This is a genomic window from Haladaptatus pallidirubidus (assembly GCF_020700235.1).
GTDB lineage: Archaea > Halobacteriota > Halobacteria > Halobacteriales > Haladaptataceae > Haladaptatus > Haladaptatus pallidirubidus.
In genome coordinates this window covers 287,980-302,432 of the sequence record NZ_CP085303.1, presented here as the reverse complement: position 1 = coordinate 302,432, position 14,453 = coordinate 287,980, and the positions used below count along the sequence as shown (strand labels likewise).

8 protein-coding genes are annotated in these 14,453 nt (G+C 45.8%); 5 read left to right on the top strand and 3 right to left on the bottom strand.

Annotation, left to right across the window (positions count from 1 at the left end):
- Position 1 precedes the first annotated feature (1 nt).
- Positions 2-1,177: a bifunctional sugar-1-phosphate nucleotidylyltransferase/acetyltransferase gene (glmU, locus tag LIX15_RS25100; RefSeq protein WP_227777634.1), complete on the bottom strand. Its 1,176-nt coding sequence runs from the start codon at positions 1,175-1,177 to the stop codon at positions 2-4.
- A 699-nt stretch (positions 1,178-1,876) separates the two neighbouring features.
- Here glmU and LIX15_RS25095 point away from each other — a divergent pair.
- From LIX15_RS25095 to LIX15_RS25080, 4 genes are all read left to right on the top strand, one after another.
- On the top strand, positions 1,877-2,839 hold the full coding sequence (locus LIX15_RS25095; protein WP_227777633.1) for an O-antigen ligase family protein: 963 nt from the start codon (positions 1,877-1,879) through the stop codon (positions 2,837-2,839).
- A 155-nt stretch (positions 2,840-2,994) separates the two neighbouring features.
- Complete coding sequence (locus LIX15_RS25090; RefSeq protein WP_227777632.1) at positions 2,995-3,819, top strand: undecaprenyl-diphosphate phosphatase; 825 nt, start codon at positions 2,995-2,997, stop codon at positions 3,817-3,819.
- 436 nt (positions 3,820-4,255) lie between these two features.
- On the top strand, positions 4,256-5,686 hold the full coding sequence (locus LIX15_RS25085) for a sugar transferase (RefSeq protein WP_227777631.1): 1,431 nt from the start codon (positions 4,256-4,258) through the stop codon (positions 5,684-5,686).
- Positions 5,687-6,048: 362 nt separating this feature from the next.
- A complete protein-coding gene (locus LIX15_RS25080; RefSeq protein ID WP_227777630.1) occupies positions 6,049-6,972 on the top strand; it encodes an NAD-dependent epimerase/dehydratase family protein in 924 nt (307 codons plus the stop codon).
- 172 nt (positions 6,973-7,144) lie between these two features.
- On the opposite strand, the gene LIX15_RS25075 is transcribed toward LIX15_RS25080, so the two are convergent.
- Together LIX15_RS25075 and LIX15_RS25070 are read right to left on the bottom strand one after the other, a co-directional pair.
- The gene (locus tag LIX15_RS25075) at positions 7,145-7,291 is read right to left on the bottom strand and encodes a DUF1328 domain-containing protein (RefSeq protein ID WP_227777834.1); all 147 of its coding nucleotides are present in this window, start codon (positions 7,289-7,291) and stop codon (positions 7,145-7,147) included.
- A gap of 147 nt (positions 7,292-7,438) precedes the next feature.
- The gene (locus tag LIX15_RS25070) at positions 7,439-9,112 is read right to left on the bottom strand and encodes an outer membrane protein assembly factor BamB family protein (RefSeq protein ID WP_227777629.1); all 1,674 of its coding nucleotides are present in this window, start codon (positions 9,110-9,112) and stop codon (positions 7,439-7,441) included.
- A 3,359-nt stretch (positions 9,113-12,471) separates the two neighbouring features.
- On the opposite strand from LIX15_RS25070, the gene LIX15_RS25065 reads away from it, so the two are divergent.
- Entirely contained in the window at positions 12,472-14,445 is a 1,974-nt protein-coding gene (locus LIX15_RS25065; protein ID WP_227777628.1) for a S8 family peptidase, read from the top strand.
- The last annotated feature ends 8 nt before the right edge of the window (positions 14,446-14,453 follow it).

Sequence of the window (14,453 nt, the reverse complement as noted above, 5' to 3'; positions counted from 1 at the left end):
ATTAACCTCGCTGTATAATCGTGTTATCTGCAACTAATCCACTGACAACTGTACCACTGTCTGCGGTCACGTTTTCGCCAAGAATGGTACCGGGTTCAACCGTAACATTTCCTCTGAGGTGGGCGTTATCGCCAATGAGACCACCGAACGTCACATCTGTATGAACTTCGTCATCGAGTACGATGTCGGCGTTACCGCCTTCGATGGTTGTATTTGCGCCAATGGTGACATTCGCCCCAACGATACAACTTCGGACAACAGCACCAGGGGCGATGGTAGCATCTGAGAATACCACGGCGTCCTCAATGACGGCATTTGCACCGACAGAAACGTTTTCGCCGAGTGATGTTCCCCGAGAGACTGTCGCTCCGGGTTGAAGAGTTACATCTTCCTCTATCATAACATTGTCATGGACAACAGCAGTCGATGCGATGTCTACTGACTGAGGTATCTCTGACTCATGAACGGCTTGTTGTTGATCTAAAACATAGTTATTGAGCCAGAGAAGATCCCATGGGTACGAGACATCACCCCAGAAACAATTACATTGAACTGCCCGCAGTGGGCGAATCGCAGATTGTGTCTGGAGTGTTGTTGTTAATTCTTGCTCACCATAATTTTCTGTATTCTGAACAGCCGAAAATATATCTGGAGTGAATGCGTACACACCAGCGTTGATTTGCTTTGAGGAAGTAGTCTGTGGCTTCGGTTTTTCGATGAGTTCAGTGACGATTTGACCGTCAAGTTCGACGACACCAAATCGATTCGGAGTCTCAACACGCGTCACCGCAATACATGAATCTTCAGTTTCATGATGTTTATCGATTAAATCCTCAACGATCCGTGATTCGATATAGCGATCACCGTTTAATGTGATGAAATTCGAATCAATAAACGGTTCTGCCTGTAAGAGTGCGTGTCCAGTCCCTAATTGTTTTTCCTGAACAGCGTATGTAATATCTACGCCCCAGTGGTCGCCATTGCCGAAGTAGCTTTGAATTCGTTCTCGCTGATAGCCGACGACAAGAACGATTTCAGTAACACCGGCTGCAGAAACTGCCTCAACAACCGATTCAAGCAGTGGTTTGTTTCCAACCGGGAGCATCGGTTTTGGACGACGATTAGTGAGGGGTCTGAGCCTAGATCCTTCACCAGCAGCGAGAATGACCGCTTTCATCGTGTTCACTATAATGATATTGGGGCATAGTTCTTTTCATTTATAAAGGACACAATTAATTCTGGCAAATATTACCAATACCGGATGAATAGTAAATTATCATTATAGATTGGGCACTTATATAGAATTCTGACAGTGTGTAACAAGTATTTGAAAATGATAAGAAATACTTTTTTTAGCCCCTAGCACAATATCCCATCTAGTTACCGAGGAACAAGAATGAGTTTACAAGATCAACAAAGAACATCTACTTCGCTATCTCTAAATCCGTTTACGAACCAATTTCACCCAATTGCTTTAATCCAAATTCTTCTAATACCTCTTCTCTTTGCCGATGTTCTCCTCCGTGCAACGAACTCGCCGGAACAATATGGGTCATTTCATCTGGCTCTACTTTACTTATATTTCGCCCCACTATTACTTTTAATGCGAAGCTATTACGACGACAACCGAAATTTGTGGATTCATGTTGCGCAAATTTCAGCCCTAATATTACTGACTTTTATTCTCTTCCGCCAGCATAACAAATATATTCCAGTTCCAGATAAAGGACGGTTTATACACGTACTCCTTATTTTCATCTTGTATGCCATGTATCCACTCATTAGTCACAATTTCTTGCAGTTTCTTCGAAGTAGAGCCATATATATTGGATCATATGTAACACTACTTGGGGTATACTTCTATCACGTCAATGGTATGAGTGCCGGTTCAACTAGAGCATCGTTCGTCGTCTATGTGGCATTGATTTTTGGATTAAACCTCCTTTTTCTTCCAAGATATGTTTCTCGTAATGTCTTTCTTCTAGGCGTTTCTACTGTGTCAGCATTTGCGGTCCTAATTGGGTTGCCAGCCTATATAATTGGGGACTATGAGCTAGCCTGGCTTCAAATCCAGCTCTATAGCGCTAAATTCCAACTGCCAATATTTGGAACAGAAATTCAATTTTTGCAGTCGATTTTCGTCAATCCAAACCTCCTTGGTGTCCTCACCTTTGCGGGTGCCTTTGGTGCACTCGTATTAACAGTAGAAAACGCTCAGAAGAGACAATTCTTGCCAATATCTGTTTCGGCAGCGTTATTATTTGTAAATTCTTTCGGAATGTATTTAACTCACGCACGAGCATCCTGGATCGCGTTTTGCTTGGCATCGACCGTATATCTTGGATATGTTCTATTGGGTCGTGAGAGCGTTCCGTACTCCGTTATCTCCCTTGCACTGTTGACATTTTTATTCTTCGCAGGGATATTCCTGTCAATAATACCAATAGATACACACGGTCGGTTTGCTCTTTGGACAGGTGGGCTTCGCGCGTTTTTAGACGCCCCATCCCCCCTCGGCTATGGATTGATCAATACACACGAAGCAATTGCTCCGTACGTACCAGATCCGGCCTTCCGTGGATATTCCCCACATAATTCATATGTTCAGATATTCCTCAACACAGGTATCATTGGTGGATTGATGTATGTGCTGATAGTATTTGGTAGTATTATTGAAGGGATCGTTCGGAAGAACACTGTTGATGTCCCGATGCTCGGATTTGCTCTTGGTTTCGCAGTTCACCAAATGTTTTCAGTTTACACACTGTTCAATACTGCGGTCGCATCAATACTTTCTGCGTTGGTTTTCGGGTACCTGATCTGTGGATATCGAAAGTAGTGAGAGCTGGTTAGCATCCTACATTTGAGGTGAATAAGACAAAATACCACATCATTTTAAACGTATATTCTCTTCATTTGGTACAGAATTTATACTAGCGTCTAAGCAAATCAAAAACCGAATTACCTTTCTTCCTCGGTGAGAACGCCTTTATCATGATCGATAAGTCCCTCCTCATTGCGATTATTGCTGGAATTTTACAGGGAATTTTCGAATGGCTACCAATCTCTAGTGAGGGAAACATCACACTCTTTCTTCGTGCGATGGGAAGCCATCCAGAAGCAGCAGTCCGTTTTTCTCTCTTCTTACATACTGGAACTGCTATTGCTGCAGCAGTGTATTATAGAGATGAACTCAAAGGTGTTGTTGAATCACTACCAGAGTGGCGTCCTGATTCAGCGTTTCAAACCCGGCAAGCCGAATTATCATTTTTGGCAATCGCCACTGTCACATCTGGGATTGTTGGAATACTCGCGTACATGACTCTTGACGCCGTCGTTTCCGAATTAGCTGGGGGTGGGTTTGTTGCATTCATTGGCGTGTTGTTGATTGGAACAGGGATACTTCTTCGAACCGCAGATCAGTTTGAATTAGGAAATCGTGAAACACCCACCTTGATCGATGCGCTCCTTGTTGGCGGAATGCAAGGATTAGCCATTCTCCCTGGTGTTTCGCGATCAGGAACGACTGCAGGGACGCTCTTATTCCGAGGATACAGTGGTGCGAACGCGTTTCGTCTCTCGTTCTTACTTAGTATCCCAGCAGCGGCAGGTGCAGGAGTGCTGGTTGTCCTTGATACCGGTGGTCTTCCCGCTGTCGAACCGAAGCTTGCAGTCGTCGCACTCGCGACTAGTGCTATTATCGGGTATCTCACCATAGACATACTGTTACGCGTTGTTGAACGTGTGTCCTTTTGGACAGTTTGTGTCGGGATCGGAGTATTGGCACTTTTCGGAGGAGTTTTTCTTCTCCTCGTTTAATCGCGCAAGTCAGAGAACATATGCGAGATATATAATTATAATCCAAAAAATAATAGAAAATAGGCTACCAACTAAATATCCTTTCCAAAACGAACTCACGTCTACTGAATAGGTTAGTGCATTTGTACTCATTTGTTGTGAGGTCTGTTTTGAATATAAAAATAACTGAAATTTTTCATTTTCGCAACCATACCAAACTATACTTTTCTAACGATTTTGTAATGATGTGCCTATAGGTTAGTAACCAGAATCTAATGGTAATTTGCTAATTTCTCATGTCTGTATATATACCATATACCCAATAGAATGGAGCCAAGACCCTGAAAACTGAGTACTATTTTAATTACCAATATTATTCGTTATTCTGTTTTCTTTTAATCAAGGTTTTTTAATAAGACGTAGGCTTTATAGCCCTCTACCGATTTTAAAATAATCAATGTCTGCTGAATTCCGGTATCGCTTCACAAGTATTGTTGGAACGATATTGCTCGTTATACTTGCGGTCGCGATCGCGAACTACGCTGCTGTACAGACGTTCGTTACAACCGAAATTCCGGTGGTCAATCAGCTTTATGATACTGTTCTTTCTCCTCCGCAAATCGCCATTACAGGCGCTATTACTGTCTTTGTCGTGATGGGAAGTCTTATTCCAATGTTCAAGCCTCGTTCACGGCGGATACTGGATACACTTTTCATTACTGAAAAGCGGCTTCTCATCGCAGTTCTTGGCTTAGCGACTATGGGTTATTTCGACTATTCGTATCGGCTTCCTCGTTCAACACTCATCATTGTCACAGCACTTCTTGGAGTTTTGTTGCCACTACTATTCATTATTGTTCGGAGACGACCAAATGCGAATGAACGAGCGATCGTTGTCGGGGACGATATTCGACACATAAGAGATATTCTGGAGGTGATCAATACACCCGTCTTAGGCTATGTTTCACCACCAAGCGGGAACGAAATTAGGAATTGGGAACGGAGACAAGTCATCACTGATGGTGGTGATGAACAACCGTTATCGGGTGTCAAGCGTCTTGGAGGGCTCTCTCGACTGGAAAACATATTACTTGAAAACAGTGTCAATGTCGCTATTTTAGCGTTTTCAACTACTGACCGAGCGGAATTCTTCGGTGCATTAGATACATGTCATAAACATGGGATAACTGCGAAAGCACCGAGCCGTCATATCGATAGCGTCCTCACAAAGACGGAGGCAACAGAGGACGATGAACTCGTCGAAATTGCTCTTGAGCCGTGGGATTGGCAGGATTATCTATTTAAACGATCATTCGATATTCTGTTTGCATCCGCCAGTCTTCTATTACTTGCACCCCTTCTCAGCATTATCACACTAGCGATAAAACTGGATAGCCCTGGACCTGTATTTTACAGTCAAGTCCGAACTGCGGAACTAGGTGGGACTTTTCAGGTGTACAAATTCCGAACGATGCTTCCAGACAGTGAGTCAGCAAAGCCGGAAGAGGACAAAACGAATGATCGGATAACACGTGTTGGTCGCGTGCTTCGAAAAACACACTTAGACGAAATTCCACAACTTTGGACGATTTTAACTGGTGGAATGAGCGTTGTTGGTCCACGTGCAACTTGGACGGAGGAAGAACGACACCTGGAAGCAGAGGTCGAGACGTGGCGCAAACGATGGTTTGTCAAACCTGGATTGACGGGGTTAGCCCAAATTCACGAGATCAATAGCACGGATCCAAAGACGAAACTCCGATACGATCTAGAATATATTAGGAGACAGTCGTTCTGGTTCGATATTAAAATTGTTACACGACAAGTCTGGCATGTGGTCGAAGACACAGTATCAATGCTGACTAAAAGGCAAAACGAAGAACCGTAAAATTTGTTTGTCTCCACTATTGATCCGCTAACACGTTTTGACAAATTTAATCAATTAGTCAGAGTATTCTTTCTTCGTCACATCGCTCTTGAACACGCTAATATAATTTTCCGTTAGAGAATTGAATACCTCAAATCTCGATTTGAATCCTTGTACAATACTTTGCACGGTCAATCACCTCTGAATCTCCAAAACACGTGAGCTGAGCTGTGAGAAGTGTGACTATCAGAAGAGGACCTAATCACTGACCAAATTTTCGCAGACTATTTCGCCCATTTGATTTAGTAATTTAGTAGACATCATATCCTATAACCGGTTCATATAAGTCCCATCTCCGAGTCAATTGAAAATAGCTGATCCAAATGCACCTAACTGATAAACGAGTCCTCGTTACCGGTGGCGCAGGCTTCATCGGATCGAATCTCGCAAACCACCTCGCTACAGAAAACGACGTTATCGTTGTCGACGACGGGTATCTTGGGACCCCTGATAATCTCGATGACGCGGTTGAGCTCCACGAAAAGAGTGTACTTGACAATGACCTTCCAACGGATGTCGATGCCGTGTTCCACCTCGCCGCTCTTTCGTCATATAAGATGCACGAGGAAAACCCAACAAAGGGTGCCCGCGTGAACATCGAAGGATTCGTCAATACGGTCGAACAGGCCCGCAATGATGGCTGTGACACCGTTGTCTACGCATCTACCTCATCCATCTATGGTAATCGAACAGAACCATCACCAGTTGATATGGATGTAACAGTCAACACGGGGTATGAAGCTTCGAAACTCGCGCGCGAAAAGTACGCAGAGTACTTTGCAAATCATTACGATATGAACATGGCCGGGATGCGATTCTTCTCGGTCTATCAAGGCTACGGTGGGGCAGAAGGACACAAAAAAGAGTACGCCAATGTTATCGCACAATTTGCCGATGATATGGCGAAGGGTGAAGCTCCTGTTCTATTCGGGGACGGCACACAAACACGTGACTTTACCCATGTTGATGATATCGTTCAAGGGCTTGTTCTTGCCGCAGAAAACCAATTGACGGGCGTCTATAATCTCGGAACTGGCGAACAAATTTCGTTCAACGAACTCGTCGAGCTCCTCAACGAAGAACTCGACACCGATATCGAACCCGAATACATTGAAAACCCGATTCCGGACTCAGTGTATGTCCATGATACAATGGCGGACTACTCCCAGATACACGCAGAAACAGGTTGGGAGCCAAAAATTGCACTCCGCGAGGGATTGGAATCAGTTTGCGAACAGTACCACTGATATTTTCCCCGCCCTAACGGGCGAGGCTTTGCGCTTATTTCAACGTACCGTGCTTAAGGATTAGATTATCGAAGTCTTTGCTAACGACTGGACCTTTACCAGTAAAGCGATGAACTCTCTTACGTAGCTCTAACTCTCAGTGAAAAATCCATGGCTTCGCTCGCGGGAGCAATCAGAGCACCAACGAAATGACCGCGAGCACGAGAAATGCGATCACTAACCATTTCGCTGCACGCATTGATAACCCGGCGATTCCCCGCTGTCCGAAAAATCCAGCGATGATTGCAAGGACGAAGAACGCCACTGCCAGTTCTAACAATGCCATATTGCACTAAACAACCTCAATACATAAAATTACAATGGCTAAAATTGTTCCCCCAACAAATAGCTTATTGCTGAATTCTTATGTAACAACCCGCAGTGCAGTTAGTTTGTAAACTGAAATTATAAATAATTGAATTAATATCTAAACTGTCGAGAGAGTAACAGTTGTTCGATCGGTATTTCCTTGGAAGTCTGTCACCCTGAGACTGATTGGTATTGCGCCACAAGTTGGTGTAGGAACTACCACAGTGGGGCCCATTGCATCATATTGTCCATCGTCGTCTGTATCCCATTCATACTGCAACTCACGTCCTGTTGAACAGTAGCCATTAAGCCAGACAGTTTCACCAGCAGGAAGCTCAGACAGATCTTGCTGTGCTATGCTATCGATACAGGCTTCTGGTTGTGATAGCTCTGATTCATTTGGTTGCTCGTCAGTGAGAAAACAATCGTCAGCATCTGGCCGTGTATCACACGACCCCAGTGAAAAGACATTACTGTAATATACGTACTCATAGTCGAGTGTCGATCCAGCCGGATAAGTCGCAGTAAACAATTGATCGCCGACGACAACCGGTGTACCAGCAGCGGGTGGGTTCTCCGGCGACGTTTCGAGATCGCTACTATCGAGTAGATATTTCCAGTTTTCCTCGCCGGTTTCCAGCTCAAGGGCAGCGATAAACGCTCGTCCAGCGTCGAATGGTGATTCCGGTTCATGCCGTCCGCCTAAATAGATCATTTCATTAGCGACGGTTGGATTGCTGACAAAATCTCCATGTAGCTCCTGTCGCCAAGCTTCTGCTCCAGTCTCTGCCGAGAGCGCAATAACAGCGGAAGTTCCGTTGAAATCTTCAAATAGAAAAACATGGCCGTTTGCTACGGCAAGGCGACCATCCCAGAAATTGTCTGAATTGGTGTGCGTCCAATCGATACGCCCGGTTTCTATCGACCGCGCTTCAACAGATATCCGGTGATCATTCCCTTGTATATACTCACCTTGAAGGAAATAGACTCGCTCATTATCGGCCGTAGAGTTCCCAAGCATTGGTTGATCACTTGGCGTTTGCCATTCCATTGCCCCATCTCTTGCATTAAGCGCCGTTCCGTCAGCGTAGATTAGTGTTCCGTCAGCATAGCTCACCTGTCCCTCATACCCGTGTGCAATACCACCAACCCCTGATTTTCGCCACACATTGTCGCCGGTAGCAGGGTCAAATGCATGCGCTCCGTTTTCGTTCGCCACATACACTGTTTCCTCCGCAATGAGTGGAACCGTCCATTGATCCTGCTGTGTTTGTTTCCATGCAATATCACCACTTTCGGCATCGAGCGCGTAGAGACCGCTTCTACTAGAATTAGTCCCCCTTACTCTCTTTGTCGTAATATACACCATTTCATCAGCGATCGTTGGGGTTGTGGGTGCAGGAATTTCGGATTGAATCCACTGCTGTTCGCCCGTTTGTGCGTCAAATGCACCAACGTAGCCATCATACTTTGATGGGGTGTTGTTTGTTGTCGTGGCAAGATACACTGTTCCATCAGTAACAATCGGCTCGACACCGAATAACGTCCCATCTGGGTCGAGTGTCCAGTCCGTTGTTGGGTACGGAGTTGGACCAGTCGCGTCGATAGTTCCAGTTCGCTCTGGATTAGCTCGGTGCGTTGTCCATCCAACAGGTTGTTCATCCTCTTCGTCCGTCTGTTGCGCAATCGTAGGAGTACCTCCGAGTCCGGCTGCTGTTATTCCAATTCCTACTGTTTTTAGAAATGTTCGTCTATTGTTTTCAGTTTTATTTAAGTAATCTTTTTTATCCATTGTAATTTAATTACTACGCGATACATATTAGTTAACCGTTCATTACTACATATTCACTTGTTCTTAGGATGCAATTACTAAGGTTATACCATGTTTTTATAGCCTATCATGAAGAATAAAATATTCCATAAACCATGACAACCAGTAACAAATACGTTGGCCCTATTGGTATCAAAATGAGACTAGATCAGAGAAAAACACCGCAGAAGCTCATTACATGCCAGCGCATAAAACAAGCGTTTCTGGAGGGACGGTGAATGCCGACCTACAACATCGTCACCGAAGGTGCAAGCAACACTGGGGGCACGGCTATCGACTCAGTTCTTGATCAACTTATTGGAGACAATACAACCATCGTCTTCCCATCGGGTACCTACAAACTCAACGATCTTGTTGTCCCGTCCGGCATTGATAATCTCAAGCTGACCGCTCCCAATGGAGCGCGGCTCGTTCCCGGTCGATCCGGCGACGTTCAATGGATCGGTGTGTCTTCACGGGGGTTCATACTTGATGGCTTTGAACTCGACATGCGCAACGTAACAGTTCCTCCCTTCGTTCGGATGAACTCTAATTCGGGAGGGTGGGAGCTAAAACGGCTCGTCACCCGTGGAAAGGTTCGTGCAAACACTGATTCCAAGATCGGCTCCAACAATTCAAGCGATGCACGGACGTACTTCCGGCTCTCTTCAGCATCGGGGACACATGGTCTTTTACAGGACTGTTATTTCCATGAAGGATCGTGTGCACCAACTGAGGCGAGTAATCGTCGAGCGATCCTGATCGACTCATCAAGCGGGGCACTCACACTCAATCGATGTTGGTTCGAGCTGTGGGGTGAAAACACAATTTACGCTAAGAATCCCGTGGGGAAGGTAAATATATACAACTGTTTCCTCCGCAACACGCAGAACGGCATGCGCTTGGGTGGAAATACCGAAGTTCGTAACTGCGTTTCAATTAAGAACGCTCAGCATCCGAGGTCGGCATGGTCGAATGGGTCGCTCCAAAAGGGTGTGAGCGTAGAAGCTACTGAAAGTTCTGCAACTGGTGTCAATAGTTACAATGGAACACTCACGATCAACGAAAGCGACTTTTTACACCGCTATCAGGATCCAAGCTGTCGCGCTCCGATTGGTGGAAGCATCCCGTGTGAGCGAATTGATGTTCGAAATACCCGGATCAGTTATAGTTCGACCAAATTGAACGAAGATGCAATCTACATGCGAAATGGCCGGATGTCTAACGGGTCATCTGCCAATTTGGCGTATCTCCAGCTCCAGAACGTACAGGTCAGAAACGACCACAGAACCGTGTATGGAATTTCGATCGAGCAAACACCGGACACCTGGGGAACGGTCTCTGGGACGATTGGAGGAAGCGGACTTCAGACCGACTCATCTTACGTTCGTGGACGAATGACAACCAACGGTTCTCCTACAGCCCCGAATACAAACCCACCGCTCCCAAGTCCACCAGCACTCGGATCGGTACCTCTTCAATCAGCTCAGCTCGTTCGCATTAACAATAAGGGGAATAGTCCGGCGTCATCCTATGATATCCGAGCGGGGAACTTTATTGGTCCAGCAGGTGGCGGGGGTGCCACATTGACAATGGTATGGGCGTCATCCGTTTCGGCAAAGCGACCGCCTAATTCGACTCGCGCTACAGGAACTGTCCCAGCTGGGCAAATACATGCATTCTACGTTACCGGTGGAATCACTTCGACGTCAGGAAGCGGACCGGCAAGGTGGACGGTGAACGGCCAATCGTATAACCCATAAATTGCGATAACTGCGCGTATTTCGATTACAGGTATTGAGCCCCATAGAAGAACACATTGTTTTGATTCATATCTTAATATCATATGAATACGGGGTAGATAGGCGTGTTTAAAAACGAGGGAGATACGGTACCTACCTTCAAAATTTGCTAAACTTGTACTCAAAGAATTAGTCGAGTTATGGCCCAATGACAATTGCATTGTAGCCCTGCTTGGAATCGAACAGGACATCGGAAACATTCTCGAAATAGATTGTTAGACCCCCAATGGTTGGTAAGATGGCCGCATATTGGGCAGGCAACGGTATCACTTTCCAACGGTGAATACGAAGACTGCACAAAAAAGATTGTAATGACAGAATGCTTCATCTTGTTTTTTTTCTCTGAAATGATCTAGTTAGGCGGAAAACATTTTAATAATTGGAATGAGAGAACAGCCTATGAGCCGATCAAGGCAGAATATGCCCAAATCCCCACACGAATATCTTCCGCCAACATGTGATATTACAGTTGAAGAACTCATCAGCATTGCAAAAGATGCAACAACCCTCTATGATGTTTGCCAACAGACTCGCCTCTCACGGCATACTGTTCGCAAAGTCCTTCGCGCTAGTAAACAGTATCATGAAGTCGAATTTGGCTTTGGGAACGACGCAGAAAGTGCAATCACTCGGATTGAACATTTGCGAGAGAAAATGGAGCGAGGGAAGTGATTCTCGTTTTAAGTACCTTACTCAGGGAGTGGGTGACGAAGGCAATAAAGACGAACCAAAGGAACCATACCATCGCTAGACTGGTGTGAGTATATGATACTGAACGTGATATTTGGTTTTGATTCGCATATTATTACTAGATAAATATGGCGTTCTAAATAGTAAATAATTACAGTAGGCACCTCTTAATTACTCATTTTATCTTTAATATATATAATAATGATTATTTATAAATATACTGGAGCAAGTGAAACTATATGGATGAGATCGAGTAGAAAAGTAGGACGAATACTATCCATCGTCTTAGTGAGCGTAATCCTCGCTACAATAGGCGTCAGTGGGGCAACCGCGATCGATATTGCTTCCCATGATACTGATACAGCACCGAATATTGGTGCTCTTCGCCCTGACGTAGACACGCGCATAGCTCTCTCTAATATAACCAAGTTCAGCCCTGCTGACCGTTGTGTGGGTATACACACGTTGACTGCCGTTGTGCAGAACAATGCTGGCGATCCATTGGATAATGAAACGGAGAGACAGTCTTTACTGGATACACCGATAGTGCTGGGCAGATCGCTGTCGAACTGCCGCGGGGGAAATACGATGTCTATGTCCAAAACCAGCACCAACAAGTTAACCTGAATAAGGATCGCACGGTAACGTTCACACTTGGGCAGGACGTGTTGCCTAAAACATAACGGTCACATCTTCTTGGACTTCGATCGGTATCCCATCCAAATTTTAATTTATTACTATTAAACTAGATAAATACATTGATTCAAATAATATATATCTACTGCGCAGCAAAATTTAACTCGACGACAAATTCTGAGTAGTACCGCTGGAAGCCTTGGAGCACTGACGATGACGGGCCGTGGACAAAGTTCTGTGCAACCAATGGCGGAGTATATTGTGGGCACTGCATCGCCGGCCGCAGTCAATGCAGCCAAATCACATGCAACAGCAGTTGGACGCGTCTTAGACTTTGGAGACATTGGGCAGGCGGTTGCAGGACGCTTTCCTCCACCGGCACGTGATGCCCTTCGCCGTCGTAAAGATGTTCGATATGTCGAAGAAAACGGGTTAATGACAGCGATTAATCACGGTACAACCGGCCTCCAAACGCTTTCATGGAGGGCAGATCGAATCAACTCGGAACAGGCAAATCATAAGGGATACACTGGAAAGGGCGCACACATCGCAATTCTTGATAGTGGCATCGATAGTGACCATCCTGATCTCCAAGCAAATCTTGGCGAGGGCAAGGCATTCTATCATTCATGTAACACACTCTTCGATGGGAGATCCTGCTCAGAAACGGATACAAATGGAAACACTTGTCATTATTCTTGGGATGATGACAGAGATCATGGCACTATTGTTGCTGCGATTGCTGGCGCGATAAACAATGACAGCCACGTTGTCGGTGTTGCTCCAGAGGTAACATTACATGCGCTCAAGGTTCTCGATTGTCGAGGAGTTGGAGATTATTTAGCGACAGCTGAAGCTATTGTATATACTGCAGATCAGGGATGGGACGTCGCGAATATGAGTTTCGCTGGAATAGAGATAGAAGTAGTGCGCGATGCATGTAAATATGCCTACCAAAAAGGTGTTCTCCTCGTTGGCGCTACTGGTAATCGAGGGTGTGAAGGTTGCGTGAGCTACCCCGCAGCATATCCAGAAGTAATCGCGGTTACGGCAAGCGCCAGCAACGATACACTCGCGGATATTTCGTCAACTGGTCCCGAAGTCGAACTCACTGCCCCTGGCCGATACGTTCGATCATTTTCTGCTAATAATCCTGCTGTTGTAACGGGAACCTCGGCAGCCGCACCACATGTCAGCGCCACAGCGGCCTTGCTTATGGCGAATGGTTACCTCAACGCAACCAACATCGCATACGACGCCAGCGGATCGCTCACGCAAGAGAGCTATGACGACCCAGGTGGTGTCCGCGGCAAACTGCGCACAACAGCTGAGGATATTGGTCTCACCGCAAACCAACAAGGATACGGGCTCGTTGATGCTGAAGCGGCCATTGCAATCGGCCAGCGTGGCAGCATTTCAACGAATCAACCCAATCGCACTACATGGGAATCAATCACGTCGGAGGGCTCATTCACAAACCCAGTCACACTCATGGGGCCACCGTCAACGAATGGCGGTCAACCCAGTCACATGCGGGTTCGTGGAGTCACAAATGAGAGCTTTGAGTATCAACTTGAAGAATGGGCTTATCTAGATGGTAGTCATACCGCTGAAACTGCTCACTACTTGTTCATGGATGCTGGTGCGTACACAATGCCTGCAGGTATGCGAGTTGAAGTCGGAGATATTCAAACAGACAATACATTCTCACGCCAGAATTTCTTCCAGACGTTTACCACAACACCGGTTGTGATCTCCCAAGCCCAAACGGTCAATGAAGCTGCTCCGATCGTCACTCGCAACCGGCACGTCTCGAGCACAGGTTTCGATGTCCGTCTCCAAGAAGAAACAGCCGGCGGTAATCATGCTTCTGAAACAGTCGGCTATATCGCAGTTGAACCGGGTGTGAGCACGCTCAACGGCGTTCCGTTTGAGGCTGGGTTTACTCCCGATACTATCACCAACAATTGGGCCTCGATTACGTTCCAACGCGTCTATGAAGAGCCAGTTTTCATCGCAAATCTTCACACATATGATGGCGGTGATCCAGCGGCTCTTCGCTATCAAAGCCTTAGTGGATCAGCCGTTGATATCCGCGTCGAAGAAGAGCAAAGCGTTGATACAGAGACTGGCCACACCTCAGAGATCGTTAGTTATCTTGTCTTTGAAGGACAGGACCTTATTTGACATTTATG